Source organism: Nitrospira sp., assembly GCA_024760545.1.
Lineage (GTDB): Bacteria > Nitrospirota > Nitrospiria > Nitrospirales > Nitrospiraceae > Nitrospira_D.
Genome location: CP060501.1, coordinates 1006238 through 1033109 on the forward strand (window position 1 = coordinate 1006238; position 26872 = coordinate 1033109).

Sequence of the window (26872 nt, forward strand, 5' to 3'; positions counted from 1 at the left end):
GGGTACGTTGAGTGGTTCGAACGACTGAGAACGAAGCTGGCGAGCGTTTTCAGCGAGCGCCTAGGGACGTTTCAGCATGATGGCATCGAAGTAAGTGTCGGGCACCGGATGCGGTAATCGAAGCTGCCCCGCCCCAAACGCGACATACTTTTCACAGGTCAATTGTTCCAAGCCGATCGGCCCCTTCGCATGCAGCTTGCCCACACTCAGACCGACGTCGCATCCCAGACCGAAACTATCGCCTGCGTGCAGCCGTGTCGAGGCATTCACGAGCACTGCGCTCGCATCGACTTCCCGCGTGAATCGCAGCGCGGATTCGTAGCGGCTGGTGGCGATCCCCGCGGTCTGACATGCCCCGTGCGCCGCGATATGTGCCAGTGCCTCATCGATATCCTCCACCATCTTGATGGCCAACACCGGACCGGCAAACTGAGTATGCCAATCCGCATCCGTCGCAGGAACGATCGACGTATGGCCCGTCATGGCCATCTGTCCCATGAGGGCGACCGTTTTGGGGCACGCACGCACTTCCACCTTGAATTGATCCAGCAGACGGTTGATCAACGGAGGTAAGAATTGCCGTCCGATGACCTGTTGCACCAGCAAGGTATCCAAGGCATTGGAGGCTCCCGGCTGTTGCACTTTGGAGTTGATCACCAAATTCTGGGCAACCGGTATGTCGGTGTCTTCATCGACAAAAAATTGGGTGAGCCCTCCGTCATCACACAAGATCGGGACCTTCGCTTGCTCCGCGACTGCTTTCCGCAATCCTGCCCCACCGCGCACGATCATCGCGTCGAGACTTTTGCCCGAACGCATCAGCTCGATCGCGACCTCCTTCTCTTGGCGGTCAATGAGCACCCACGCCCCTTGGGGTACGCCGTTTTTTGTCGCCGCCTCCCGTAACCGCACGTCGATCGCCTGATGCGTCAAGCTCCATTCCGGAGCTCCGCGAAAGATACAGAGATTGCCTGATTTGAGACAGAGCGCGATCGACTCGACGGTCACGAGCGGACTCCGTTCGGAAATCATGCCGACCACCCCGATGGGAACCCTGACCTTGGATACCTGCAATCCATCAGGACGCTCGTGTCGTGCTGTCACAGCACCGACAGGATCCGGCAGATCGGCGATGAGATGCAACCGCTCGACAATTTCCTTCAGATGGTCGGTCGACATACGCACGCGGGCCACGGCAGCCTTCATCCGATTTTTGGCTTCGGCGCCATCAAAGGACTTCCCGATGGCATCGACCTCTTTCGCATTCACCGCCAGAATGGCTGACTCGTCGCCGGCAATACGATCGGCCATGGCATGGAGCGCCCTCGACTTCACCGGACCCGGAAGCCGAGCCAGTCTTATCGAGACCTCTCTGCAATCTTTCAATAACCTATCGAGATAGAGCTTAACTGGAACTTCAATCGCCATAGGGGCCGTTTTTCGCGGGATATGCCTTCCAAGGATTCATTGCAATCAGCCCATCACCCTGAGACAATGATAGGATCATAGGGCGTCGGACTATAGCACGCATTTTTTCGACGAGTAAACAACGGTCAGCGGGTTTTCGATTCAATCTGTCCCAATTCGATGCTCGATATGGAAAATAAGAAATCGGTGAGCCGACTCGTGTTTGCGCAAGAAAAGGAGGAGTGATGCGGTCTCTAGCACAGGTGCACGTACGTGGTTTCAGCATGGCTCTCTGGATGTGTTTGGCGCTATCGCTGGGAGCGTGCACTTCTCTTAAGCCCATGAATCCTCTGAATCCCCCGACACGAGCGACCCCTGAACAGGAAACCGAACGGGAACGGGAGAGCCAAACTCCCAAAGTGGTTCAAGTTCGTCCAAACGGGAGTAGTCCGCAACAATGTGTGGTCAATTTCGACGACGAAGCTGCGCTCTCACAAATCCTTGCCCAGGCTCGATCGACTCTCGCGTTCAAAACAGCCCGATCGCCGTCAGGACCATTGCAAATGTGCGATCCCTCCAAGCATAGCGACTGCTGGACCTACCGCCAGCGTTGTCAAAAACATGACGTCAACTTAGACAGCCTGGGACAAAATCATTTTCATTTGAGCATGGCGAGAGGAATCGAGTGCTACACCCTTCCGGACCCGGGAGATGGTCTTGGCCGAGGCTTCGGCAAACTTGTCGATTGGAAATGCACCGATGTCGATTGGGCGAAGACTCCCAGAGTGCTCTCCTCTCACGACCAAAACCAGTGGATTCGCGTCTGGCTCAGCAACGGCGAGACTCATGCGTTTACGTATTTTGACATGGAGTCTATTCGCGTCCTGCCGGATACACCGATCCAACTCTGGTTTCGGAAGCGCGACGGAACTTGGTGGTTCTGGCCGGAGTTGAACGCAGGAAGTACATGGAACACCCGTGAGTGGACTCGCGATGTGTCGGAAGTCCGAGTGCGAGGAGCAAGGGCGGGCCGTGCAAGCTCCTATATGATCGGGTCCGTCACCATTCGCGACTAGACAGGTCAGGTCGAAGCAACGCTCATCCTGTGGAATGAGAACCCGCAATCGTCGATGATGCGGTGGACGACGTCTGATGCTTGTGCTGACGAGCGAGCATAGCCGCGAGCCATGCCCAGGCCAGCATCAATGGCACCAGTGCCCAGGCGATGTGGGCGGTGGTGGCTCCGAGTGTCTTCACGCCGGTGACCAGCCAGGCGGTGGATGCATCTCCTCCGCGTGAAATGGCTGTGTCGATAAAGTTCTTCGCCTTGTACTTTTCTTCACGACTGACGATAGTAAACAGCACTTCTCGCGACGGTTTGGACAACGCATATTCCCCCACCCTGCGCAGAACCGAAAAGATGACATAGACCATCAGCGTCGGCCACAGGGCGATCCCTATAAATCCCATCACACTGACCGCCGGGAGAAAGAGCAGGCCCGCTACCAGCCCAAACCGGCTGATTACCCCCTTGGTAATGAATACCTGGGTCAGCCAGGTCAACAGATTGGTGACAAGATCTAGACTAGAGAAGAGACGCGTACGAGCCTCCGGCTGATCGAGATATTCCGCCACCAAACGAGTCTGTTCAAAGTACAAGAAGGTTGCGGTCATGGTCAGCAGGGCCAGGTAGCCGCAGATCCCAAGTAAATAGGGCGAAGAGAATGTCAGACGGATTCCCGCCAGGAAACTTCCCCTGAGAGGATCGCCCGGGTGCGGTCGATGGTGTTCCGACCGTTGCCGACTCCACTGATCAAGCCGGAATATGCATCCCAGGCACAACAACAGAAACGCCGTCGAGGCCAACATCAAGACCGGAACCGGGAAAACAGACGTGAGGCCTGTTGTCAGCAGTGGGCCGACTATCGCTCCACTGCTCCCTCCCGCGGCAATGACCCCAAACAGCCGCGCTCCCTGCTCCGGTGTAAAGATGTCGTCCATGAAACTCCAGAACACGGACACGACGAACAGATTGAACACCGACAACCAGATAAAAAACCCACGGGCTACCCACTCCGGGGACACATGACTCGTCATCAACACATAAAACGCAACCAGATTCGTGATGAAGAAGGTGTAGACGGTCAACAGCAGCCGATCGCGCGTATATCGGGCCGAGAGCCATCCGAAGAGCGGCGTGGCGGCAAGCATGGCCAAAAATGTCCCGGACATCATCCACGGGAGATTCTTCAGCCCTCCCTCAATGGCCATTTCGTCGCGAACGGGACGGAGAATGGAATACCCGCAAAGCAAACAGAAAAAATATGCAAAGGCCCAGGCCAACGGAACCAATTCTTCCCGTTTGGCACCAAGAGACTCCGCCCATCGAACAAGAATCGTCTGACTCGGTTCGCCCATGCGTGCCCAGTGTAGCAGGTGTGCTTTCGCCTGCAAGTGGCATATCTGTTAGAATGCGGCGGGCCGTGTGGAATTCTCGGGAGACACACCACATGATTGATCTTCGTAGCGACACCGTCACGAAACCGACGGACGAGATGCGGAAGGCCATGGCGCGCGCCGAAGTCGGCGACGACGTGTATGGTGAAGATCCGACCGTCAATCGGCTGCAAGACATGGCGGCCAACCTGCTCGGCAAGCGCTTCGCGCTCTTTGTCCCCTCCGGAACCATGGCCAATCAACTGGCGATTCGGTCACAGACCCAGCCAGGGCAGGAGATTATCGTCGAAAGCAAGAGTCATATCGTCCGTTACGAGCAGGGGGCGGCCGGGGCACTGGCAGGCGTGCAACTCCATTGGGTGGTCGGTGAACGGGGGATCATGACCGCCGAGCAGGTGGAAGCCGCGATCAGGCCGAACGATCCCCATAGCATCATGACGGCTTTGATCTGCCTCGAAAATACACACAATGCCGGAGGCGGGACGATTTATTCCCTGTCCACGATCGAAAGAATCCGCGCCATTGCCGTCAGACATGGGATTCCCATGCATCTCGACGGAGCCAGGCTTTTCAATGCCGTGGCCGCTACGACGCTGCCCCCCACGGTGTACGCACAGCACTTTGAAACCGTCTCGATCTGTCTCTCGAAGGGGCTGGGAGCTCCCGTTGGATCGCTGTTGATCTCAAACGACCAACGAATCATCGATCGCGCCCGCCGCTTTCGGCGCATGTATGGAGGGGCCATGCGGCAAGCAGGCATTCTGGCGGCCGCCGGCATCTACGCCTTGGATCGGCACGTCGCCCGCCTCAAGACCGACCACGACAATGCAAAAAAACTGGCTCGCCTGCTTCAGCAGATTCCCTCGATCCAGATTGCACCGCAGCACGTGGAGACCAATATCGTCATTTTCGACATCATCGACGAGCCGCGCTCTCCCGCCGAACTGGTCGCTGCTCTGAAAGAGCAGGGGGTACTTATCAACGCGACTGGAGGGAAATCCTATCGAGCCGTCACCCATCTCAACATCTCGGAGAAGCAGATCGACGAAGCCTCCGCCGTTTTTTCGAAAGTCCTCTCACGTTGAACGTTGACACTCTATTTCTTGACCCATAGAATGCCGGAGAGACACCGTCGTTTACTGTTGAAAGAAGGTTATGGATTCAAACACCACGACAAGCACCCCCACGCGAGACGAACTGAATGCCGAGTTGGTCGAAATCCCGGAACCGCCGGAACAGCCGGAATCACCTTCTCCCCCCGGGTTTGAAGACAATGTGGAAATTGCCTTGCGGCATGTGAAGGGCCGAAGGGGCGGGGATCTGGTCGGCGTCATACTCGTCGGGTCGGGCGCACGGAGAGCGCTCACTCCGCATAGCGATATCGATCTGATCGCTCTGGTCAAGGGAGAGGCCGACAGCCACGAGATCCTTCGCGTCGGCGAGCGCTTGGCGGATATCCGCTATCGTGGATACCAGTCTATTGAGGATGACCTCGCCTACTCCCTGCGCCTTCCCTCGTTGCTTCGAAAAGGCCGAATCCTTTACGATTATGAGGGCGTCTGTGCGCAGTTGATCGAAAAAGTTCACCAACGATTCCGCCAAGGCCCGCCGCCGGCTTCCATCAACGAACAGATTCGTCTCAAGGCCGAATGCTTCCACCTGTTGGGGAAAGCACAGGATCTCCTAGAAAAGCCGGGAACGGCCCACTATCTATTGACGCTGTTCTACGAAGATTGCATCTCGGCCTTTTTCCGGTTACGAGGGTTTTGGCTGGTCGCCCCTGTGGATGTTCATCGATTCATGTTTTCGCGTGAACCGGCGCTCGAGCACCTGGCGGGACAATTCCTGACGGCCACCACCCTCGCCGACAGGCTCAACTTTGGACGGCAATTTGCCGATCTTCTCTTTAAGGATGTCCCGAATCCTGCCCGCATCGACTGACCGCGGGAATGCGCTGAACCGGTAGCCTCTACGCAAGGACCTTGTTCCCATGCGACGTGAGAAGAGCCACGCGTGCCCGTGAATAGATCGACGGCTACCGCACCCTCTGTAACCGACATTCATACCAAGGAGCTCTTATGGAACTGGGATTTATCGGATTAGGCAAGATGGGGATGAACATGGTCACGCGTCTCCGGCGCGATCAGCACCGCGTGGTCGTCTATGATCGATCCAGTGAACTGATCAAACAGGCGGAAAGTCACGGGTGTATCAGCTCCACGTCTCTGGCTGATCTTGTGAGTAAACTTGGTGCCCCCCGCGCCGTCTGGATCATGGTTCCGTCCGGATCGCCAACGGAAGAAACCGTGGAGGCGGTGGCCGCGTTGCTGCAACCTGGAGATACCATCATCGACGGCGGCAATACACGGTTTCATGACGACGTGCGGCGGGCCGCCGAGTTGAAGAAACGAGGCATCCACTACGTGGACGCCGGAACGAGCGGAGGTATCTGGGGGCTCACCGTCGGCTACTGCCTCATGGTGGGTGGCGAAGCGGCACCCGTCCAGCGGCTTGCCCCGGTCTTCAAAACCCTCGCCCCAGAAAACGGGTGGGCGCATGTCGGAGGTGTTGGAGCCGGGCACTATGTGAAGATGGTCCACAACGGGATCGAGTACAGTATGATGCAAGGGTATGCGGAAGGGTTTGAGCTGATGTCAAAGAGCGAGTACAAGCTGGACCTGGCAAACATAGCCGACTTGTGGATGCATGGAAGTGTGGTCCGATCCTGGCTCTTGGAGTTGGCTGCGGGCGCGCTGAAACAGGATCCCAAACTGGAACGCCTGAAAGGATATGTGCAAGACTCGGGTGAAGGACGGTGGATGATCGTCGATGCCATCGAGAAAGACGTGCCGGTTCCGACCTTGACGACCGCCCTCTTTACCCGGTTCCGTTCACGGCAAGACGAATCGTTTACCGAAAAGATGCTGGCCGCCCTTCGCAACGCCTTCGGTGGTCATGCCGTCCGACGATAACTCCCGGCAGCATTGAGGAGGCCTTGATGGCATCGACGAACAGTCAACGGATTGATATCAGCCCCTCTCAGGAACCGCTGCCGCCGGTCGAACCATGTACCTTGGTCATTTTCGGTGGCTCCGGCGACCTCGCTCGTCGACGCCTGATTCCCGCGGTCTATAACCTCCTCCTCGACGGGTTGCTCCCGTCGAACTACGTGGTGCTCGGCCTGGGCCGTACTTCGATGAGCGATGAAGAGTTCCGAGCCAGCGTCCGTGATGGCGTCGTCAAACATTCCCGGCAGGCCTTGATCGACGAGACGTGGAAGGCCTTTGCTCAGCATCTGTTTTATCTGGCAGGGGGAAACGACGACGATCAGACCTATGTGAGACTGAAGGAGCGCGTGGAAGAACTCGAGCGGACGTTTCAACTGCCCGGGAATCGGATTTTCTATCTCAGCATCCCCCCCAGTTCCTTTACATCCGTCTGCGAAGGCTTGTCCCGTTCCGGTCTAGCGGGATCTCCCGGGGCTCGTTCCCCCTATACGCGCATCATCGTCGAAAAACCGGTCGGGCGCGACCTGGTGTCGGCACAGGCCATCAACGAGGTCACAGGCCGTGTCTTCGATGAATCGCAGATTTTCCGGATCGATCATTATCTGGGCAAAGAGACGGTTCAGAATCTCATGGTCGTACGGTTCGCCAACAGCATTTTCGAGCCGATCTGGAATCATAAATACGTCGATCACGTTCAAATTACCGTGAGCGAAGCCGAAGGTGTCGGAACCAGAGCGACGTACTATGAGGAGGCGGGCGCTCTCCGGGACATGATCCAGAATCATTTGCTTCAACTCCTCTGCCTGGTCGCCATGGAGCCGCCCTACTCCCTGGATCCCAACGTGGTGCGAAACGCCAAAATGGAAGTCCTCCGCTGCTTGAGGCCGATCACGGCGAAAGACGTGGAAAAGTTCACTGTGCGGGCCCAATACACCGAGGGGACGGCGCATGGGACACCAGTCCCCGGCTATCGACGTGAGAAGGGCGTCAACCCGAACTCCATCACCGAAACCTACGTGGCGGTGAAATGTTTCGTCGAGAACTGGCGGTGGTCCGGTGTGCCGTTTTACTTACGAACCGGAAAAGCCTTGCCACAGCGGGCCAGCGAAGTTGCCGTCCAATTTAAGGAGATCCCGCAGATCCTCTTTAATGCCGGTGGACAGACTCCTCAAGCTCCGAATGTCTTAGCCTTGAAAATTCAACCGGAAGAAGGGCTCACGCTCCGCATCGTCTCCCGTGTCCCCGGTACCCGTGCTCAGACCCATCCAGTGGAAATGGACTTCAAGTATGGAGAAGTATTCGGTCGTCCGTCTCCTGAAGCGTATGAGCGCCTTTTACTCGACGTGATGGCGGGAGACGCGTCCCGCTTTATGCGGCGCGATGCCGTGGAAGCGTCCTGGGCGTGGATCACCCAGATTCTCGAAGCCTGGGACAAGTCGGGACAACGCTGGCTCCCCGAATATCAAGCCGGAACATGGGGGCCGGTGGAAGCCGACCGGTTGATTCAAAACGACGGCCGCGCCTGGCGGGAGCTGTAGAACTGCTTCATCACGATCGTCACCAGCCGACCGCTAACCAGACCTGTTTCACGATCTCATCCTTCTTCCCTAGTCCTCCAATACATCTTACGAATTGTCCTTTGTCATATAGCGCCAGCGCGGGGAGCGATGAGATTTCCAATTCTGCGGGGATCTGGTGATTCTCCTCCACATTCATGGTGAGGATGACGAGTTTCGATCCCATATCGTCTTGCAACAGTTCGAGCTCCGTCATAAGAGCACGGCAATGGCTGCAGCCTGGCTTCCAAAATTCCACCAACACGGGGACTGCACTCGCCTCAACGACTTGATCGAACTCTCGATCGGTGATGGCTTGCAGTGAACCACTCACGACGATCCGGCCTGTGCCAACAAGGGTTTCAGAATGTGAGCCATGTGCTCCGCAAATAATCGGTATCCGGCCGTGGTCAGATGAATGCCGTCGTTCGAATAGATCGAAGCCAGCTGCCCGCTTTTTGGATCAGCGGTAAGCGTGAACAGGTCGACCATGGCGATGCCTTTGGAGTCGGCATATTCCCGGATGAGCGTGTTGAGGTGACGGCGATGGGTGAGATGCTCGGCCACCCACTCGTGCCCGGCTTGACTCTCCGAAGTATCTTCGACGCGAATCGAAGGGACTGTCACCGGAATGGGCACACCTCCAATCGCGAGCACCTGTTCATACATCTTGACCAAATTGCGCATGATGTGGGGCGGAACCGCATTCCATCCAAGGTCGTTCGTTCCTCCAAGAATGGGAACGTAGCCGGGCCGATGATCGAGGACATCCCGCCGGAACCGCATGACCATTTCGCCCGTCAATTCACCGCAGATTCCACTGGTGCGAACGTGTGCGCCGCCATCCAACAACGATTGCAGAAACTCGCCGTACGGAGTCTCCCGCCCGGTCGGATTCTCCCTGGTGGGGGATTGAAACCCAGCCGTCAAACTGTCGCCGAAACAGATCACCAGCGTAGATCGGATCATAGGTGAGAGAAGACTACGGTGGAAAAGAATTGCGCGTCGCGCCCTATCCAGGATCGATTCTACTGATGCTTCTCACAACACACAAGGTGCCGGCGCAGATGATCCTTCTCCGAGGAATGACCGTGAGGAATAGCGATTTTCTTGACGAATATTCGAACTGCCGGTAATTCTTACGTATGACCACGGATCTGAAGACCGCACAAGAGATGATGGCTGCCGCAGTAGCCGCACGCGCAGCGGAAGACCCGGAAATTGCCTCCATCAAACGCGTTCTGAAACTCTTGGACAAAACGGCCAAATCCAATCGGACCTATGGCTCGACGAACCCCGTGGCGCAGAAGTTTTCCCAGCAACTGTTTGCCGAATTGACCACTCACCTCTCCACGTATTCCAAACTGGCTTTTCTCATTCAACGTTCCGAACTGCTGTGTAAGGACTCTGTCGTCTATCAGGCAGAGAAGGATAGTGGAAGCGAGAGCATCGCCTTTAAACTGTATGCCGACGGCATTCGAGAATTGGTTCTGTATCAAGGCCTGACGGAGGAGGATCTGTCCTTCTTCCTCGCGTCCTTATGGAGTGGGACCGACTCCAACGAGGATGACGACGATATCGTCACCCGGCTCTGGTCTCGAAATCTTTCGACCATCACGATCGCGACCGCAGAAGAACTCTCAAAAGCGTCTGCAAGCAACGACGGATTCCTCCGTCTTGATGGAAGTATGAGTTCCTCGGATTCGACGCTCCGAGACTTGCTGGACCGGGAGCTAGCCAGAAAAAAGCGGTCCGGAGGGGAAACCGATTCCAACAGCGGAGGGACGGGAAACTCCAAAAGCCGATTTCAATCTGGGCTGGCGGGCTATGAAGTCACGGAAGAAGAACTCGCAACGCTGAGAAATGAGATCGAAGCAGAGAATAAACAAGATAGTCTCACGTACATCTTGGATACGCTGACGGCAATCCTTGCGTCCGAGAAGTCACCGGCGTTACTCACAAAACTTTTTGGTCTGTGGGGAAATATCGTCGAAACCCTCCTGCGTGAAGGCAAATGGACGGTGTTGGAGAAGGTGTTGGGCCTGCTTCATGAATCGGACGCCGTGCGTCCTGACCTCGCTGAGGAACAAAAGCAACAATTAGCCTCCGTCTTCAATGGACTCGGCCGGGCAGAGCGAATCAAAGCGATCGAAGGCTACCTCAATGGAACACCCAACGCCGGCACCGAAGGACTGTCGACGATTTTGCTGTTGATGAAGCACGACGCCGTACCCGCTCTGTGCAACCTGCTGGCAAATCTGGAGTCGCCCATACATCAAACCATCGTATCGGAGGCGCTCTTGGTGTTAGCGAAAGATCAGCCTGAACCGCTGCTGAGAAGTCTGTCGGACCGCCGGCCGACGTATGTTCGAAACCTTCTGTCGATCCTCCTCAAGTGGAATAATCCAAAGTTCATCGATGCCATTGAGAAACTGATACGGCATCCTGACGCACGGGTCCGCCGGGAAGTCGTACGGGCGATCGGCCTCTTTCGGCCGAACGGCAACGGCTCGAAACTCATTTCCTGCATGGGAGACGCGGATGAAAATGTGCGGATCGCCGCGGTGAAACTGCTCATGTCTGGACAATATAAGGTGTCATTCGACCACTGGACCTCGCTTGTGTCGGGGGAAGAGTTCCTGGATCTTCCTCCGAGTGAGCGTCGAGCGATTTTCCAGGCTATCCGCGCGACGTGTGGCGACGAGGCGATCCCCTATTGGGAAGGCTTGATGACCGAATGGGCATGGACGAATCGGAGAAAAAAAGAAGAATTGGCGGTCATGGGCGCCGAAACACTCGGGAAACTCGCCACACCCGCGGCCATCGCGTCCCTCACACTCGGCGCCAAAAAGGGAAGCGCTACGGTTCGTCAGGCCTGTGTCACAGCATTGTCGCACGCTCAGCGGCAGCAACGGGGAAATCCTTCCACCGGTTCGCCGCAATAGGAGTATGGACCCGTGAATGAACTCAAGTCCAAGATTCCCCGGAGCCAGCCAAGCGAGGACACGACCCAGCCGATCCTGACCCACGAAAAATCTTTGTCACAAAAGATCGGCCAGGGTTCGGAAGCCGGCGATATCCTCGACCAACAGCTGGCGATGCTCGGATTCCAGCTGATTACGCAGCTGAACACCTTGATCAAGACGTCGAGGATTCATGGTCGCGCCAATGCCGCGCTCGACAAGCCCGTCGAAACGATGTTGACGCTCATCGAAACGCTCGCTCATGACCGACCGGTCGGTTTATGGGTCCAGGATGATTTCCTCTTCTTGGGAGAGCACCATCTGAAAGTGACCTCGCAGCAAATGCTGGTGGTCTCAAGCGTGATTGACGCTCTGAGGAAGTGGGGCATCGGCGGCTTGACTTTTTCTTCGTCCGTTTCCTCCAAAGACCTTCGAGAGTTCGCCCATCTGTTCGTCAGTCTTGACCCGGCCTCCAAGTCGATCGAGGACTTCAGACAGGAATTGAAGAACCTGGCCGTCACCGGCATTGAAATCAACGATCCTCGTCAACTCACGTTCAGAGAAGATCCTGCCGGAGACGGGGATGCAAAGGTCAAGCACAAATCGCAGTCGAAAGCCGCGTATGGGAAAGCAACCGACGCCGTCGGCAACCTGACACAGTCCGCCCGCGACGGCAAGACCCTGAGTTTTAAGCTCGCCAAACGTGCCATTCAGAATATCATCGACCTGATGATGCACGATGAGCCTGTCTTGCTCGGTCTCACAACACTCCGCTGTCACGATCAATACACTCATAATCACTCCGTCAACGTCGCGCTGCTCTCCATGGCTCTCGGTAATCGTGCCGGCTACTCCAAGGTCGACCTTGCCGATCTGGGGTTGGGGGCTCTCTTTCACGACGTGGGGAAATGTGCGATCTCCTTGGATATCCTGAATAAGCCCGGCGAATTCACCACAGACGAGTGGGAGATCATGCGAAGCCATCCCGTAGAGGGAGTGCTGACCCTCATCGAGCTGCGGAATATCGGGAATGTCCCAACCCGAATGGCCTCAGCTTCCTTCGAGCATCACATGAACTATGACCTCTCCGGATACCCCAAACTTGCTGTGCCGTGGAAGCAAAGCTTGCCGAGCCGCATCGTCACGATAGCGGACTGTTATGACGCCATGACCTCATCACGAGTCTACCGGCGCGAACCTATGTCGCCGTCGAAGGTCTTGAAATTCATGTTCAGCAAAAGCGGCCAATCCTTTGACCCAATACTTCTGAAACTCTTCGTGAACTGTGTCGGCATTATCCCCATCGGAAGCTTGGTCGTCCTCGATTCAGACGAATTCGCCGTCGTGCTCAAACCTGCCGCCGACAAAGCCGACGGTGAACGCCCCATCGTCAAAATCATAACCGATGCCCAGAGCAATCCCATCGACGACGGACCGGAGTTGGACTTGACGGAAAAAAACGATACCGGCGAATATGGGCACAGCATTATTCGGTTGGTCGACAACACCGAGTACAAATTCGACACCAGCCGCTACTTCGTCTAGTCGTCGTATGTAACGGGACTCTCTCCTCTCCTGGTTCCCTTGCGCCGTTCTTGTGACGCTCTTGCTTGACACGCTGAAAGACGATCCTCGACAATGCCGGCATGGGCGGGCAGATCGTCATCGAGCAGTTGGAGTTCCGCGGCCGCTGTGGCGTGACGCCGGAAGAGCGGGCTCGGACTCAGCCACTTGCGGTCGATCTGGAGTTGAGTTTCCAGCTAGAGGATGCGGGGCAGTCCGACGACCTGCTGCACACGATCGACTACGCGAAAGTGGCTCAGCGCGTGGTTGAACTTGGAGTCGGTCATGATTCTCGGCTGCTGGAATCGATGGCTGAACGATTCTTGTCGGCCCTCTTCGACGAATTTCCCGTTGATCGCATCAAGCTATGGCTGCGTAAGCTTCATCCACCGATCTCCCAAGTCACCAGATCCGTCGGGATCACTGTGGAACGCAGCAGGCTCGCGCAACAACTTCTCCGAACGGACCCACCGCCGGCACGGTTTCTTATCCAACAGCTCCACCGTCTACCCAAAGGGAAGGTCCTCGACGTCGCGGCTGGAAACGGACGCCACGCGCTCTTTCTCGCGTCGTTGGGCTATCAGGTCGACACCGTCGATCGCGATGAGGACGCCATCGCGCAACTTTCGTCCAGCGCACGAGCACGGAACCTCACCGGGGTTACGACACGAGCGCTCGACCTGGAGCAACCGCCCCCGTACAAGCCGAATCTTGGACATGAAACGTACGACGCTATTCTCGTATTCTTTTATCTGAACCGACCGCTCTTCCCCCACCTGATCGAGGCGCTCAAGCCCGGCGGCATGTTGTTCTACGAAACCTTTACCATCGACAACCACCTCCAGTATCGACATCCAAGGCGCCAAGAGTTTTGCCTCAACCACGGTGAACTCTTGGACCTCACAGCGAGCCTCCGCGTGCTTCATTATGATGAAGGGCTGCACGAAGGACATCACGGCTCGGAATCGGTTCACACCGCGCAGCTCGTGGGGCTGAAACCCTTTCTTGCGAGGTCCTCACCATGAGCCGCTTGGACCTTCATCTCCATACGACCCACTCTGACGGAAGCTGCACACCCGCCGAAGTGATCGACCTGGCGCACAAAGCGGGGGTGAGCGCGTTGGCGATCACCGATCATGACATTACAACAGGGGTCGCCGAAGCCATCGCGGCCGGACAGCAGTGTGGAATCGAGGTGATCCCTGGAGTCGAGATCAGCTCGATCATCGCCAACTCCGAGTTGCATATTCTTGGATACTTCCTCGATTGGCAGGACGCCGACTTGAATCAGCGATTCAAGAGCATGAGAGACAGTCGCCACCGCCGCAATCCGAAAATCATTGAACGGCTGCAGGCCCTCGGGATCGAGATGACGTACGACGAAGTCCGCGCCGTTGCCGGCAGTGATTCAGTCGGCAGACCACACATTGCCCGGGTCCTCATGGACAAGGGAGTTGTCTCGTCAGCGAAAGAAGCCTTCGATCGCTTTCTCGCCGAAGGAAAATCCGCCTACGTTCCTCGCGACCTCCCGAGTCCCGCCGAAGCCATTCAATGGATCAAAGCCGCGCGAGGACTCGCCGTCCTGGCCCATCCGACGTGGGTCAAGCCTGCGGATCGGTCGCTGGCCGATCTGGTTCGACAGCTCAAAGCCGATGGGCTCGATGGTGTGGAAGTGTATTATAGTACGCACGCCGCGCGGCAAACACGCGAGTACCTTAGCCTTGCAAAACAACTCGGTCTGTTGGTCACCGGCGGAAGCGACTTTCACGGCCTCACGAAACCCGACATCGAGGTCGGCATCGGCAAAGGCGCACTGCACATTCCCACCTCGTTGCTTCCCAAGATGAAGGAAGCCGCCGCGCAACTCTAAGATATCCCTGCGCGTATTTCCTCCAATCCATTGACTCTGCTTCGGTATCCGCTAGACTTTGCTAGTCCTCAGATCTTTTCGCTCATGATCAACGCTTCAAGTTGGGTCTTTCAATATCTTCTCGTCGCGCTCGTGGCGCTGTTTGCCGGTCCCCTCTTGAGCAAACTACCGGCGGCGCAATCGTTTCCGCTCACGCTGTTCGGCCTGAACGGTTCCCAAATGATCCGCCTCGTGGTGGAAGAAACCGGCCTGGCCATCCTCTGTATACTCTCGATCCGCGCATTTCGGCAGATGCCCGATAACGGGCGAGGGTCTTCGTTCCTCAGGCAACTGGTCCTTCCAGTCACGACTCTGTTCATCGTGATTGCGACGGATAGAACCCTTCGCGTGGTCGGACTTTCTTTGATCGACCATTTCGGCCCTGCACGCTATACCCTCGCGTATACCGCTGGGCTGACGCTGACGGGCCTCTGGATCACCGCTGCATGGCTTTTGAATCTTGACGCACTGCACCGGTTTTTTTCCAAGCCCGTCCCGTCTCCTCGTCGCAAGGAGGCCACGCCGTCGACTGACGAGACCGACGAAATCCATCCGGACCATGAAGAGGAAGAAGAAGAGGAGACAGAGGCCACAACCGGGACGACCGCCGCAAAGAATAGCCCACCCAGTACACTGGGTCGGTATAAGGTGTTGAAGGAACTGGGACGTGGCGCGATGGGTGTGGTGTATCTCGGGAAAGACCCGACGATCCAGCGGTTCGTCGCCATCAAGACGATGCAGCTCGACGAGATCGACGATGCCGACACATTGCAAGAGTCGAAAGCGCGGTTCTTTCGAGAGGCCGAATCCACCGGGCGATTGTCCCACCCGAACATCGTCACGATTTTCGACGCGGGTGAAGAAGATGACCTCGGCTACATCGCCATGGAATTGCTTCAGGGCACGACGCTCAAAGAATGGTCGCGAAAGCCCAATCTCCTGCCCTTCGAAAAAGTGATCTCGACACTGGCCATCGTCGCCGAAGCGATGGACTATGCCCACCAGCAAGGAGTCGTCCATCGTGATATCAAACCGGCGAACATCATGGTGACCAACGATGAGGTTGTCAAAGTCATGGACTTCGGCATCGCCAAGATGGCGACGTCGTCAAAAACTCAGACGAATATCGTGATGGGAACTCCCACCTACATGTCTCCGGAGCAGATCGCCGGCAAAAAGGTGGATGGTCGATCCGATATTTTCTCCCTCGCCGTCGTCATGTTCGAACTCCTAACCGGTCGTCCACCGTTCATCGCCGACAACGTTTCGGCCCTGCTGTTCGCAATCGCGCACAATCCCCATCCCAGTTTGGCTGCAATCAGACCCGACGTGCCTCCCATCGTCAAAACAGTCCTGGATCGAGCGCTCCACAAGGATCCTGTCCAACGCTATCGTCGCGCCGGTGAGTTCGCGACGGAACTCCGTTCCTGTGTCGAAGGGCTTGCCGCCTAACAAAGGCTAATGGTGTGTGTCTTCCTGGATGGCCCGGAGCGATGCGGTGGGAACTTAATTTCGCAGGTTGAGCCGCCCTTTCGGCAGACTTTGGTAGCAGCCCTCTGAGAGATCCTGTTCGTGCTCCTGCAGACATTGCAAGATACGGCCATCACCGGGCTGTACGTCTCGGCAGACCCGCTTCACGTCTTCGGCGCACGCCAGCTTATAGCCATCGGCTTCTTTCCAGCGCACCAGCTTCTGCCGCACGATCTGTTGACAGGGAGCATCTAATCGTTTGAGGCGTTGCATCACGCACCGTCGTCGGTCTTCTCCAGAAAGAGAATCGGGACAGTACTGCTGGACCTCGGCCTCGCACTTCACTTCCGCGATTTGCCTGGCACGTCCGTCGAGTGGAACGGACAATCCGCCGAGAGTCCTCACGGACCCTGACCCTTCGTTTCCCGCCGCACTTTCGCTGGGTTGAGCAGGTATGCCGGGGATCGTCAAATCGAGTTCCGGCACGCGCGCCGCTTCGACTCGAGCTGGCGCCGGTTGCGCCGACAAGAGCTCCTCCTTCGAGGGCAAATTCGCCCATACGATCGTCCAGACGAGGATCAATCCAACCACAGTGACGAGACTCGCAGTGGCCTTTCCGGACTGATCTTTAGTGCCGGTGGTCTTCATCGAGGAGAGAATAAAGTAAAGCTGTCGGAAAATCACCGAAAGAGAGGTTTTGCGCATGGCCTCTCCTTCGGCCGACACAACCACGATCGAGGAACGAGCTGAACAGCATTGACGAGAGCGGCGGAACTAGTTTTCGGGGGTTTCGACGATGTGATTTTCGAACCTGGTGCAGCCTTCCGCAAGGAGTCTGTTGGTCAACATCTCACCCGGCCATTCAATGGGCAGATCGGCCGTAAAGACCCAGACATCCGGGGACGTCCACACCGGGCCGTGTTCTTCCGGAAGCTCGGGGTCGAACAGGTCGGTCCACACCGGCATGTAGACCCCGTTTCCACATTGCGTATGCAGATGCACGATGGTGCGTGACCGTACGAGCGGGTCCAGTTCTCTCCACACGGCCGCAGTTTCATCGGCCAGATGATGTAGACGTACCGCGTTCTGCGCATCGAACATGGCATACGCCGCGTAAACCGGTACCTCGATCGTGTCCGGCGCGCAAGCCAACTCCGGACATTGCTTCACCAGTCCTTCCAGAATTTCACGGCGCTGACTGTCCTCCCAGGAATCAGGCAAGCCAGGGTCCGGGGCTCCTATCAGTTCGAACAAGAGAAACGCCGTGTTTTCGACGGGAGGAAGAAGCCGCGCCGCCACTGATTGCGCACGCCGTGAATCCGCAACCGTCACCAAGTGATCATGGAACATTTGAAGATTCAACATCTCGAGCGTCGCATCGGTCAATAGTCGCGACTCGACACGAACGACCGTTCCAGTAGGAAGCTGCAAATAACGGTGTAGCAAGTCGGCTGTGGCGATCGGGTCGATTTTGAGCTTCAGCGGAGCGGTTAAATTCGCCTGCAGGGGAAGTTCGAGCGCTGCGATCGTGGCATAGGTCGGCTTTTCATCGTTCGGCCCATCCAGAAGCAACGTGCAACTCGCCTCGGCCACGAGGTCGAACAGCCATTCCGCCATTTCTTCGTCGAGCGCGGCAAGCACGGTCAAGAGATCGTGCTCGCGGCCCTGTTCAAGAAATGCCTGCAGAGTGTCGATCGCATCATCGGTGTCGCCGTGATCGTGGCGACGGGCATTGATGAGATGAATGAGATCGCGTGTGAGTGGATCAGGGCGAGACCACGCTAGCATTTTCGCTCCCTACGATATGAGCCATGCGTGATGACTCGACAACTCAAAATGCATGTTGCCAAACTTTTCTGGCCCGCGCAAGCGTCAAGACGATTATCCACGATGCAGTGGCGCATGGCCGTCGACTCGCCTACTCCCCGATGATTTTAACGAGAACCCGCTTGCGCCGACGCCCGTCGAACTCGCCGTAAAAAATTTGTTCCCATGGACCGAAGTCGAGTTTGCCCTCGGTGATCGCGACCACGACCTCCCGCCCCATCACTTGCCGTTTCAAATGGGCATCCCCGTTGTCTTCCCCTGTGTCGTTATGTCGGTAGCGAGCTTCCTGAGGAGCCAGCCGTTCCAAAAACTCGTCGTAGTCCTGTAACAGACCCGGCTCATCGTCGTTGATGTACACACTCGCCGTGATATGCATGGCATTGACCAGAACCAGTCCCTCCCGTATCCCGCTCTTCCTCACCAATCCCTCGATATGTGGCGTGATATTGAGGTAGGCCCGTCTGGTCTTCGTCTCAAACCACAGTTCTTCGCGGTAGGATTTCATGGTCGGGGATCGAGGCATTGTGCCTGCCGCCTCACCGGACATGCAAGAGGCACCGGCGATTCCTCTCCCACTACATGCCTCGCCGCAAAAGAAGAGGATATAATATTGATCAGCTCTATGAACACTCCTCGACAACCACCGCGCCTTTCGGCCAATGCACTGACCGTCTTGCGCCAACGTTACTTGGCGAAGAATGAAAAAGGGGTCGTGATTGAATCACCGCGTCAGATGTTCCGTCGCGTGGCCGACGACATCGCCTCCGCCGAACCACGAGCACGACGACGCACGCTCGCACGGCAATTTTATGAGGTGATGGCTTCGCTTGCGTTCCTTCCGAATTCACCCACCTTGATGAACGCAGGACGGCCGCTTCAGCAGCTCTCAGCCTGTTTTGTCTTGCCTGTGGACGATTCGCTGGAATCCATCTTCGATGCGGTCAAGCATCAGGCACTCATCCATCAGTCAGGTGGAGGAACCGGATTCTCCTTCAGCCATATCCGCCCTCACGCCGACCGAGTCACGACCACCAGCGGACTCGCATCAGGCCCTATCTCCTTCATGCGCGTATTTAACATGTCCACCGATGTCATCAAACAAGGAGGCACGAGGCGGGGCGCCAACATGGGCATCCTGAGGGTCGACCACCCCGACATCCTGGACTTCATCACGTTGAAGCAGCAGCCGAGTGAAATGACGAACTTCAACCTCTCGGTCGGTCTCACGGATCGATTCATGCGAGCGGTACACCGAGACCAGTCTTATGCCTTGATCAACCCACGCACTGCGAAACCGGTTCGGCGTCTTCCCGCCAGGGCGGTCTTCGACCAACTCACAGAGGCAGCCTGGCGATCCGGCGAACCAGGCGTCCTGTTTCTCGACACCATCAACCGGGCAAATCCCACGCCTCATCTCGGCCAAATCGAAGCCACCAACCCCTGCGGTGAACAACCGCTGCTTGCCTATGAATCCTGTACGCTCGGATCGATCAACGTCGCGCGCCTCCTCACGGCACAGCGCGGCAGAGTCGCCATCGACTATGAGCGGCTGGCAACTATCATTCCGCTGACAGTTCGATTCCTCGACAACGTACTCGATCGGACCTTGTTCCCTCTCACATCGGTTGAACGTCATACCAAACAGACCAGAAAGATCGGTCTTGGCATCATGGGCTTCGCCGATGTCTTGATTCGGCTCGGTATTCCGTACGATACCGACGAAGCCTTGCAAGTCGCCGATCAGTTGATGGGATTTATCCGATTGCATGCTCACGAGGCATCTCGCCGACTCGCGCAGGAGCGGGGAACGTTCCCAGCGTACAAAGGCAGCCGACTCGAATCCAGGGGGTCCCGACTGCGCAACGCCACCGTCACGACGGTCGCCCCCACCGGCACCATCAGCATTCTGGCCGATTGCTCTGCCGGAATCGAGCCGCTGTATGGCATCAACGTCGTTCACACCATCATGGAAGATATTCGCCTTGAACGTCTCCATCCCGAATTCCTCAAGCAGGCCAAATCCAGAAGACTGCCTCTCGCTGAATTGCGTCAGGAGATCGGTCGTCACGAATCAATTCAGCACCTCTCCGGGATTCCAGTCGACCTTCGTCGGTTGTTTGTGACGGCCCACGATATTACTCCCGATCACCATGTTCGGATGCAAGCGGTCTTTCAACGGCACAGCGACAGCGGCGTGTCGAAGACGATCAACCTGCCTCCCACGGCAACAACGAAGGAGGTGGCCGCCGCGTTTCTGCTGGCCCACGAGCTCGGGTGCAAAGGCCTGACCGTATATCGATCCGGCTGCCGAGAGCATCAGGTGCTCTCTTGCTCTCACGTGCAATCCTGTTGAGTCTGAATCCGCACCTGGATTGGCACTGCTGAATATTCGCACAAAATTGACAGCCTATACGCTTGGTGATAAGTACTTTTTCAGATTGTACGATGCTGTCCGCTAGAGGGAGGTGCTCGATGTTCGTTATTGCTGGAGGCCCATCATTGGCCGGCAGTCCTCTGACTTGGAACCTATTCTTTGCTCGTCAGCCTGAGCCCGATTTGGAATTCACTGAAGAGGAATTGGAGCAGACAACCACGATTCGATCGCCATCGCCTGTGAAACCCCCCAAGCAATCGGGTGGGCGTCCGGTTCTGTGGGTTCTCTTGTTGGTGCTGATCGGCGGTGGCGCCTACGTTGCGATGGAACCGGAGATGATCATGGATTACATCGGTCCGCTCCTCGGCGAATCACCGGCGCCTCAACCGCAGCCGCCGGTCGCTCGAAAGCCGGCGCCCGTTACTCCGTCCGCTCAGCCTAAAGCTGTCACTCCGCCTCCTGCCATGGCACCAGTCGAGACACCGCAATCAGCAACACCGGCACCAGCTCCCGTTCCCACGCCGCCTTCTGTTCCACCTATGCCGACCGCTTCTGCTCCCGCACCCGTAACGCCGGCGCCTGCAGCTCCCGTCAGCGCTTCACCGGCTCCTCTGTTCAGCGAAGGGCAGCGGGTATTCGTACTGCCGAATCCCAGCGCTCCCGGTGAGAAAGTCGTACTTCATCAGGACGCAGAGGGGACAAAGCCCGGACCGGCCATTCCGCCGAGAACCGTGCTTACGATTCTCGACGGGGATCTGCAGGGTGACGGCTGGGTGTACTCCGTTCGCAGTGACTTCGGCACCAAGGGGTGGTTGGCCGAGCACCAGCTGAAATTGAAACCCTGATCGTCCGGACCACACACGTCATGCACAGAGGGTGGTGATCGCATCACCACCCTCTGTGCTATAATGCCGCCCGTCCACGCCTCCATCAAACAGGTGGTCCATCTCAATTCTCAGGAACCCATGCGCGCGGTGATCTTTGATTTCGACGGTGTCATCGCCGACACCGAGCCCCTCCACTTCGAAGGGCTGCGCCGGACACTTGCGGATATCCAGATCATCTTGACGGAGAAAGACTATTACGCCGACTACCTCGGCTTCGACGATCGCGGATGTATTCGGGAGGCACTGCGGGTCAATCACCGCCCAATCTCGACCCCGCTTGTGGAAGATCTGATGGCCAAGAAGGCTGTCGCTTATTTAGCCTCGATCAAAGACCACCTGGTGATTTTCCCGGGCGTGAGAGAGTTCGTCGAGGAGGCTGCGGCCGCGTATCCCATAGCGATCGCCTCGGGCGCGTTGCGCGCCGAGATCGAGCTGGTGCTGGAACGAATCGGCATCCGCAAAGCATTTTGTCATATTACAAGCGCCGAGGACGTGACGAACGGCAAGCCGGACCCTGAACCGTTTCTGCATGCGCTGGCCGGATTGAACCGACATCATTCGTCCGCACCGATGACATCCGCCTCGTGCTTAGTCATAGAAGATTCCCGTCCCGGCATCCAGGCCGCAAAATCGGCGGGAATGAAGGTCTTGGCGGTGACCAATACACACACCGTGCAAGACCTGCACGAAGCCGATGCCATCAGCTATAGTTTGAGTGAGACACGTCTCGCGGACTTGCGGGCCCGCTTGTGGCCGATATAACCTCGACACCATCATGAGAATCTGCTCACTTGTGCCCGGAGCTACAGAGGTGATCGCCGCCCTCGGTTTGGCCGATCAGCTCGTCGGTATCAGCCATGAATGTGATTTTCCTCACTCAGTTCGAGATGTTCCGGTGATGATCGATCCACTGGTCGAGGCGCACCGGACAACAAGCCAGGCCATCGATCAGCGGGTCAAAGAACTGGTGGCTGCAGGAAGCCCGCTCTACCAACTGAACGAGGAGGCGTTCCATCAGGCTCAACCCGATCTGATTCTCACACAAGACCTGTGTCACGTCTGCGCCGTGACGCCCGACCAACTCACACAGGCCATCCAGTCGCTTCAACACCGACCCCACGTGCTGACGCTGGGCCCGACGACGTTGGAAGAGATGATCCATGATATTGAACGGATCGCCGGGGCCTCAGGGTGTCCCGCCGAGGGACTGGCGCTTGCGAACAGCCTTCGTCAACGATTGAACCGCGTGCACGAACAAATGAGTGCGACTCGCTCGCGTCCCCGTGTGGTATGCCTGGAGTGGCTGGATCCTCTGTACGTCGCGGGCCATTGGGTCCCGGAGATGGTCGACTTGGCTGGTGGCTTCAATGTCCTTGGATCCAAAGATACTCCTTCATACCAAACCTCCTGGCGCGCGGTGGAAGCCGCGCAAGCCGATGTGATCATCGTGATGCCTTGCGGTTACTCCGTGGATCGTGCCGTCAACGAACTCATGCAGACCGGGCAGCTTCGAGACGCATGGCGACGCGCCTGTGATCATTGGCCGAATATTTACGTCGTTGATGCGGCATCATATTTCAGCCGCCCTGGCCCTCGACTCGTGGATGGTGTGGAACTGCTCGCTGCCATTCTGCACCCGGATCCTGATCATCCAATGGACACCGCGAAAGCAATCAAACTCGAGACCGACACACTCGCCGGGGGCTGCACATCATGACGGTCAGGGAAGCGCAGGCCTATTGCACGGCCTACACGAAGAAAAGCGGCAGCAACTTTTTCTACTCGTTTCTGTTCCTTCCCAAAGCGAAACGTGAGGCCATGTATACGGTGTATGCCTTCTGCAAGGCAGTCGACAGCGCTGTCGATGAACCGGACGCCGGCAGCAACCCGAAAGACGAACTGAAGCGTTGGCGGAGTGAGCTTGACGCCGTGTACTCGGGCACTCCTACCGACCCGATCATGGTCAGCCTGGCCCATCATGTGAAGACCATGGGGATTCCCAAGGCGTACTTTGAAGAGTTGATCAAAGGCGTCGAGATGGATCTCTTCAACAATCGCTACGTCACGTTCGACGAGTTGTCCCTCTATTGTTACCGCGTCGCCTCCGTTGTGGGGCTCATTTGCTTGCATGTATTCGGCGTCACGTCCGCCCGCGCACAGGACTATGCGGTGGCACTCGGCATGGCCTTTCAAATGACGAATATCCTTCGTGATGTGGGTACCGATGCCGCCGATGGCCGGATTTACCTGCCGCTGGAGGACTTGCGGAAATGGAACTACCCTGAAAAGGCCATGCTGAATCGAAGCGATTCCCCGGAATTCCGGGCGTTGATGGAGTATGAAGCCTCCCGAGCTCACCACTATTATAAAAGAGCCGATGCGGCCCTCATGGGTCTGCCGCCTTCCGAACGTCGGGCGCTGACGGTTGCTGAAATCATGCGCGGCATATACAGCCGGATTCTGGAACAAATCGAACAGTCGAACTATCAGGTCTTCGGACCTCGGATCAGTCTCACCACGACCCAGCGGGTGGTCATCGCCTTACGGATTTGGGTCCGTTCCCGGTTCTCGTGACCGCTCCACCCTCACACACGGTGCTCATTCTCGGCGCAGGGCTGGCCGGTCTTACAACGGCGTACCATCTGCATCAACAGGGCTATCACGTGACATTGCTCGATCATCCGGACTGGCTCGATGGATTCCGGACCAATGCATCCGAAGCCGCGCCGATTCTGCTTGGATGCCACCGGGAAACCAGGCGGATTCTTGACGCCCTGGAGAAGGACCGCGCTCCGGAAGCAGACCGCACCATTCCTCTCGAATTTCGCCTGCCGGATGGGCGCGTTGTTCCCTATCAGTCCGCCCGTCTTCCCGGAGCCTTCCAATGGATGATGAGTCTCTTCAGCTTCCACGGCCTCGCCTGGCAGGATCGGTGGAGACTCTTCTCGCACGTCGAACAAATTTGGGAACAAGCACAAACGCTCCCGGCAGACCTGGAGAACCGGACCGCAGACGAGTGGTTGACGGCAACCGGGCAGAGCCCCGAAGCACGAGAGCGGATTTGGGACCCGCTCGCTCGATGGTTGACCGGCAATACGCTGGCACGTCTCTCCGCCGCAACGTTCGTCCAGTTGCTTTCAACCGTATTTCTCAGCGACGCATCGGACGCCAGACTCACACACCTCTCCGGATCCGTCGGCCACCGGTTTATCGCACCGATGAAACAGGCACTCCAGCAAAACAATGCGCGGATTCTTCCCCTCACACATCGGCCACACCTCCGGTTTGGGCAGAACGGAGTGAGCGATATCCGGCTTCACGACGGCGCAACGTTGCAGGCACAATGGTACATCGTCGCGCTTTCATACCGGCATCTGCTTGCTCTTTTGCCGGATCGACTGCTGACGCGCTATGCCTACTTTGCGCAATTAACCGAACTGAACAGCGTGAGCGAGATCGTCGTCCAACTGACATCCCGGACAACCGTCCAGTCTCCTCGATTGCTCTTGTTACCAGGCCGACCATTTCAGCAGCTCACCGGATCATCCTTCACGACCGGCGAAATCCGTTATCGGCTGTCCGCCGTCGAAAGCCCGCTTACAGAATGGGACACCGATCAGTTAGTCGACGCAGCGATTACCGAGCTTGGCCTGTTGTTCCCCACCCTGACCAGGGAAAACCTGACATCCCAGGAGATCTTGCATGAGAGCCACGCCGCCCTGCTGCTTGCGCCTGGAGCGGCGCGGCTCAGGCCGCTTCAACAAAGCCCGATCCAGAATCTGCTCGTCACCGGTGCCTGGACCGACACCGGATGGCCCGCCGATCTGGAAAGCACTGTGGTGAGCGCCCGGCGCTGTGCGGAGATCATCGCCGGCCACACGACTTGATCACAGGGGAGTTGGATGGCACAAGGAGCCAATGATGGGAGGGATGCCTCTCTTGCAGAAACACGCTACCGACTAATTCGATCCGATGTGCAAATAGCACAGATCTTCAAACCGTTCGCCGCCTCGATACGTCGCGATTACCATCCATTCCCGTCGCGTATCCGTGAGACTCACATAGGCCGCCCCATCGAGCAGGAATGGTTGAAGTGAGAAGGCTGTCGTCAAGGTGTGAGGGGCTGGAGCCTTGTCGATCCTGAGCGCAGTCAGCGGATAGGTCCCGCCGGTCCGTTCAAACTTATCACGAGTCGCCAATAAGGGACCCGTATCCTGCCAACCCGCCTGTTCAAGGACAGTACTGTCGGCAGGAAATACATAGAGGCTGTCACTCGGCACGCTTTTCATGCAGAAAGTGGCCCTTACCACGAGATCCTCCCGCCCGTCGTTGTTCAAATCCATGCGGGCCTTGTCGAAGCTCGAACAGCGCCGTGTCGTAGGCCCCTGGCCTTTCAACTCGACCGGCGTCCATTCCACCGTCTTCCACAGTTCGGAATCAGAGCCCGTATGCCCTCCCAGCGATGTCACCACTTTTTCACAGAACAGCCTATCCGCGAACGCCGCCAGTTCCACAGAGGCCGCGGTTGCTAGGGCTGGAATCATGGCAATCAACGCCGTCCCCAGGCGTGCAAGGTTCATCGTCACCTCTCCAACAATCTGACCACATCATCTCGATTGACATCACAGCTCGGCGTTTCTAAGATACCCCCACCAGCTGTTTCAACTTGATCACGCATGACACTCACCCCTCTCCAAGAACTTGCCAAATCACTTCACGACTGCCAACGCTGTAAGCTGGCCAAGCTCGGGCGCAGCCAAGTCGTATTCGGCGTCGGTAATCCTCATGCGAGTATCATGTTTGTCGGGGAAGCGCCAGGATTCAACGAAGATCAGAAAGGCGAGCCCTTCGTGGGTGCAGCTGGAAAACTCTTGAACGACCTTCTGACCTCCGCAGGACTCTCGCGTGACCAGATCTATATCGCGAACGTCATCAAGTGCCGGCCGCCGAACAACCGCGACCCCGAACAGGATGAAGTGGAGACCTGCAAACCGTTCTTGCTGCAGCAGATTCAGTTGATCCGCCCGAAACTGGTCTGCACCTTGGGGAATTGGGCCACGCAGACGTTACTAGAACGGAAAGTCGGGATCACCAAAGTGAAAGCGCAGGCCTTCTACATGAAAGATTTCGTGATCTTTCCGCTCCTCCACCCGGCCGCCGCCCTTCATCAAGGGAATCTGCTGGTCACGCTGAAAGAAGACTTCAAGAAATTGAAAGAGTTTCTGGATCGGAACACCAAACCAGCCGAAACCACCAGCACAGCCCCTATCCCAGCCACACCAGTCTTGAATATTGAATCACCCCAGCCAGCGCAAATGGATTTGTTCGGGTAGCAGGCTGGTGAAAAAGTTCGCCAGCTTTGTTCTCGCCTCGCTGGACGACCATTTTGACCAGCCTGAAGATGAATGCGTTGGCCTCTGGTCGCTTCTAAATTCACAGCCTTGCCGTTTC

At 57.0% G+C, this 26872-nt stretch carries 25 protein-coding genes; 17 read left to right on the top strand and 8 right to left on the bottom strand.

The features are described 5' to 3' along the window. Positions 1 to 60: 60 nt before the first annotated feature. Positions 61 to 1428 carry a glutamate-5-semialdehyde dehydrogenase gene (locus H8K03_04855; protein UVT21246.1) on the bottom strand — a complete coding sequence of 456 codons (1368 nt, stop codon included), beginning with the start codon at positions 1426 to 1428 and terminating at the stop codon, positions 61 to 63. A 263-nt stretch (positions 1429 to 1691) separates the two neighbouring features. On the opposite strand from H8K03_04855, the gene H8K03_04860 reads away from it, so the two are divergent. Continuing rightward, on the top strand, positions 1692 to 2483 hold the full coding sequence (locus H8K03_04860) for a hypothetical protein (GenBank protein ID UVT21247.1): 792 nt from the start codon (positions 1692 to 1694) through the stop codon (positions 2481 to 2483). A 22-nt stretch (positions 2484 to 2505) separates the two neighbouring features. On the opposite strand, the gene H8K03_04865 is transcribed toward H8K03_04860, so the two are convergent. Then, positions 2506 to 3825, bottom strand: a complete 1320-nt coding sequence (locus tag H8K03_04865) for an MFS transporter (protein ID UVT21248.1) — start codon at positions 3823 to 3825, stop codon at positions 2506 to 2508. Between the two features lie 92 nt (positions 3826 to 3917). On the opposite strand from H8K03_04865, the gene ltaE reads away from it, so the two are divergent. The 4 genes from ltaE to zwf all read left to right on the top strand — a co-directional run bounded on the left by ltaE (position 3918) and on the right by zwf (position 8410). Then, a complete protein-coding gene (gene ltaE, locus H8K03_04870; GenBank protein UVT21249.1) occupies positions 3918 to 4949 on the top strand; it encodes a low-specificity L-threonine aldolase in 1032 nt (343 codons plus the stop codon). Between the two features lie 70 nt (positions 4950 to 5019). Then, complete coding sequence (locus tag H8K03_04875; protein ID UVT21250.1) at positions 5020 to 5805, top strand: nucleotidyltransferase domain-containing protein; 786 nt, start codon at positions 5020 to 5022, stop codon at positions 5803 to 5805. Between the two features lie 137 nt (positions 5806 to 5942). Then, complete coding sequence (gnd, locus tag H8K03_04880) at positions 5943 to 6836, top strand: decarboxylating 6-phosphogluconate dehydrogenase (protein ID UVT21251.1); 894 nt, start codon at positions 5943 to 5945, stop codon at positions 6834 to 6836. A 26-nt stretch (positions 6837 to 6862) separates the two neighbouring features. Next, positions 6863 to 8410 carry a glucose-6-phosphate dehydrogenase gene (gene zwf / locus H8K03_04885; protein ID UVT21252.1) on the top strand — a complete coding sequence of 516 codons (1548 nt, stop codon included), beginning with the start codon at positions 6863 to 6865 and terminating at the stop codon, positions 8408 to 8410. A gap of 19 nt (positions 8411 to 8429) precedes the next feature. Here zwf and H8K03_04890 read toward each other — a convergent pair whose 3' ends face one another. Beyond that, positions 8430 to 8762 carry a thiol reductase thioredoxin gene (locus tag H8K03_04890; GenBank protein ID UVT21253.1) on the bottom strand — a complete coding sequence of 111 codons (333 nt, stop codon included), beginning with the start codon at positions 8760 to 8762 and terminating at the stop codon, positions 8430 to 8432. Then, positions 8759 to 9397 carry a hypothetical protein gene (locus tag H8K03_04895; protein UVT21254.1) on the bottom strand — a complete coding sequence of 213 codons (639 nt, stop codon included), beginning with the start codon at positions 9395 to 9397 and terminating at the stop codon, positions 8759 to 8761. The genes H8K03_04890 and H8K03_04895 overlap by 4 nt, the downstream gene beginning before the upstream one ends. Positions 9398 to 9573: 176 nt before the next feature. On the opposite strand from H8K03_04895, the gene H8K03_04900 reads away from it, so the two are divergent. The 5 genes from H8K03_04900 to H8K03_04920 all read left to right on the top strand — a co-directional run bounded on the left by H8K03_04900 (position 9574) and on the right by H8K03_04920 (position 16315). After that, positions 9574 to 11373, top strand: coding sequence for a HEAT repeat domain-containing protein (locus H8K03_04900; GenBank protein ID UVT21255.1), 1800 nt, complete (start codon positions 9574 to 9576; stop codon positions 11371 to 11373). Positions 11374 to 11385: 12 nt separating this feature from the next. Next, entirely contained in the window at positions 11386 to 12936 is a 1551-nt protein-coding gene (locus H8K03_04905; protein UVT21256.1) for an HD domain-containing protein, read from the top strand. Between the two features lie 101 nt (positions 12937 to 13037). Beyond that, complete coding sequence (folB, locus tag H8K03_04910) at positions 13038 to 13979, top strand: dihydroneopterin aldolase (GenBank protein ID UVT21257.1); 942 nt, start codon at positions 13038 to 13040, stop codon at positions 13977 to 13979. Then, the gene (locus tag H8K03_04915) at positions 13976 to 14824 is read left to right on the top strand and encodes a PHP domain-containing protein (protein ID UVT21258.1); all 849 of its coding nucleotides are present in this window, start codon (positions 13976 to 13978) and stop codon (positions 14822 to 14824) included. The genes folB and H8K03_04915 overlap by 4 nt, the downstream gene beginning before the upstream one ends. Positions 14825 to 14908: 84 nt before the next feature. Then, positions 14909 to 16315: a serine/threonine protein kinase gene (locus H8K03_04920; GenBank protein UVT21259.1), complete on the top strand. Its 1407-nt coding sequence runs from the start codon at positions 14909 to 14911 to the stop codon at positions 16313 to 16315. 54 nt (positions 16316 to 16369) lie between these two features. On the opposite strand, the gene H8K03_04925 is transcribed toward H8K03_04920, so the two are convergent. The 3 genes from H8K03_04925 to H8K03_04935 all read right to left on the bottom strand — a co-directional run bounded on the left by H8K03_04925 (position 16370) and on the right by H8K03_04935 (position 18665). Beyond that, positions 16370 to 17038 (bottom strand): hypothetical protein, encoded by a 669-nt coding sequence (locus tag H8K03_04925; protein UVT21260.1) that lies wholly within the window; start codon positions 17036 to 17038, stop codon positions 16370 to 16372. Between the two features lie 69 nt (positions 17039 to 17107). Further along, a complete protein-coding gene (locus H8K03_04930; protein ID UVT21261.1) occupies positions 17108 to 18121 on the bottom strand; it encodes a hypothetical protein in 1014 nt (337 codons plus the stop codon). A 130-nt stretch (positions 18122 to 18251) separates the two neighbouring features. Then, positions 18252 to 18665, bottom strand: a complete 414-nt coding sequence (locus tag H8K03_04935; GenBank protein UVT22375.1) for a YjbQ family protein — start codon at positions 18663 to 18665, stop codon at positions 18252 to 18254. Between the two features lie 117 nt (positions 18666 to 18782). Between H8K03_04935 and H8K03_04940 the strand changes: the two genes are divergently transcribed. The 6 genes from H8K03_04940 to H8K03_04965 all read left to right on the top strand — a co-directional run bounded on the left by H8K03_04940 (position 18783) and on the right by H8K03_04965 (position 25308). After that, complete coding sequence (locus tag H8K03_04940; GenBank protein UVT21262.1) at positions 18783 to 20513, top strand: adenosylcobalamin-dependent ribonucleoside-diphosphate reductase; 1731 nt, start codon at positions 18783 to 18785, stop codon at positions 20511 to 20513. 119 nt (positions 20514 to 20632) lie between these two features. Further along, positions 20633 to 21379, top strand: a complete 747-nt coding sequence (locus H8K03_04945) for a hypothetical protein (GenBank protein ID UVT21263.1) — start codon at positions 20633 to 20635, stop codon at positions 21377 to 21379. A 120-nt stretch (positions 21380 to 21499) separates the two neighbouring features. Beyond that, a complete protein-coding gene (locus H8K03_04950; protein UVT21264.1) occupies positions 21500 to 22183 on the top strand; it encodes an HAD family phosphatase in 684 nt (227 codons plus the stop codon). A 13-nt stretch (positions 22184 to 22196) separates the two neighbouring features. Beyond that, positions 22197 to 23138 (top strand): cobalamin-binding protein, encoded by a 942-nt coding sequence (locus H8K03_04955; GenBank protein ID UVT21265.1) that lies wholly within the window; start codon positions 22197 to 22199, stop codon positions 23136 to 23138. Next, positions 23135 to 23995: a presqualene diphosphate synthase HpnD gene (hpnD, locus tag H8K03_04960; protein UVT21266.1), complete on the top strand. Its 861-nt coding sequence runs from the start codon at positions 23135 to 23137 to the stop codon at positions 23993 to 23995. Before H8K03_04955 ends, hpnD begins: the two co-directional genes overlap by 4 nt. After that, positions 23992 to 25308, top strand: coding sequence for an FAD-dependent oxidoreductase (locus tag H8K03_04965; protein UVT21267.1), 1317 nt, complete (start codon positions 23992 to 23994; stop codon positions 25306 to 25308). Before hpnD ends, H8K03_04965 begins: the two co-directional genes overlap by 4 nt. Positions 25309 to 25380: 72 nt before the next feature. Here H8K03_04965 and H8K03_04970 read toward each other — a convergent pair whose 3' ends face one another. Further along, a complete protein-coding gene (locus tag H8K03_04970; protein UVT21268.1) occupies positions 25381 to 26001 on the bottom strand; it encodes a hypothetical protein in 621 nt (206 codons plus the stop codon). Positions 26002 to 26097: 96 nt separating this feature from the next. Between H8K03_04970 and H8K03_04975 the strand changes: the two genes are divergently transcribed. After that, positions 26098 to 26754: a uracil-DNA glycosylase gene (locus tag H8K03_04975; GenBank protein UVT21269.1), complete on the top strand. Its 657-nt coding sequence runs from the start codon at positions 26098 to 26100 to the stop codon at positions 26752 to 26754. Positions 26755 to 26872 lie beyond the last annotated feature (118 nt).

Bases quoted from the DNA above. Each gene is read 5' to 3' on its own strand.
- folB (UVT21257.1), top strand. From the start codon at position 13,038: ATGGGCGGGCAGATCGTCATCGAGCAGTTGGAGTTCCGCGGCCGCTGT.
- H8K03_04955 (UVT21265.1), top strand. From the start codon at position 22,197: ATGAGAATCTGCTCACTTGTGCCCGGAGCTACAGAGGTGATCGCCGCC.
- H8K03_04940 (UVT21262.1), top strand. From the start codon at position 18,783: ATGAACACTCCTCGACAACCACCGCGCCTTTCGGCCAATGCACTGACC.
- H8K03_04970 (UVT21268.1), bottom strand. From the start codon at position 26,001: ATGAACCTTGCACGCCTGGGGACGGCGTTGATTGCCATGATTCCAGCC.
- H8K03_04895 (UVT21254.1), bottom strand. From the start codon at position 9,397: ATGATCCGATCTACGCTGGTGATCTGTTTCGGCGACAGTTTGACGGCT.
- H8K03_04930 (UVT21261.1), bottom strand. From the start codon at position 18,121: ATGCTAGCGTGGTCTCGCCCTGATCCACTCACACGCGATCTCATTCAT.
- hpnD (UVT21266.1), top strand. From the start codon at position 23,135: ATGACGGTCAGGGAAGCGCAGGCCTATTGCACGGCCTACACGAAGAAA.
- H8K03_04855 (UVT21246.1), bottom strand. From the start codon at position 1,428: ATGGCGATTGAAGTTCCAGTTAAGCTCTATCTCGATAGGTTATTGAAA.
- H8K03_04935 (UVT22375.1), bottom strand. From the start codon at position 18,665: ATGAAATCCTACCGCGAAGAACTGTGGTTTGAGACGAAGACCAGACGG.
- ltaE (UVT21249.1), top strand. From the start codon at position 3,918: ATGATTGATCTTCGTAGCGACACCGTCACGAAACCGACGGACGAGATG.
- zwf (UVT21252.1), top strand. From the start codon at position 6,863: ATGGCATCGACGAACAGTCAACGGATTGATATCAGCCCCTCTCAGGAA.
- H8K03_04915 (UVT21258.1), top strand. From the start codon at position 13,976: ATGAGCCGCTTGGACCTTCATCTCCATACGACCCACTCTGACGGAAGC.
- H8K03_04950 (UVT21264.1), top strand. From the start codon at position 21,500: ATGCGCGCGGTGATCTTTGATTTCGACGGTGTCATCGCCGACACCGAG.
- H8K03_04865 (UVT21248.1), bottom strand. From the start codon at position 3,825: ATGGGCGAACCGAGTCAGACGATTCTTGTTCGATGGGCGGAGTCTCTT.
- gnd (UVT21251.1), top strand. From the start codon at position 5,943: ATGGAACTGGGATTTATCGGATTAGGCAAGATGGGGATGAACATGGTC.
- H8K03_04860 (UVT21247.1), top strand. From the start codon at position 1,692: ATGGCTCTCTGGATGTGTTTGGCGCTATCGCTGGGAGCGTGCACTTCT.
- H8K03_04900 (UVT21255.1), top strand. From the start codon at position 9,574: ATGACCACGGATCTGAAGACCGCACAAGAGATGATGGCTGCCGCAGTA.
- H8K03_04875 (UVT21250.1), top strand. From the start codon at position 5,020: ATGGATTCAAACACCACGACAAGCACCCCCACGCGAGACGAACTGAAT.
- H8K03_04975 (UVT21269.1), top strand. From the start codon at position 26,098: ATGACACTCACCCCTCTCCAAGAACTTGCCAAATCACTTCACGACTGC.
- H8K03_04925 (UVT21260.1), bottom strand. From the start codon at position 17,038: ATGCGCAAAACCTCTCTTTCGGTGATTTTCCGACAGCTTTACTTTATT.
- H8K03_04945 (UVT21263.1), top strand. From the start codon at position 20,633: ATGTTCGTTATTGCTGGAGGCCCATCATTGGCCGGCAGTCCTCTGACT.
- H8K03_04920 (UVT21259.1), top strand. From the start codon at position 14,909: ATGATCAACGCTTCAAGTTGGGTCTTTCAATATCTTCTCGTCGCGCTC.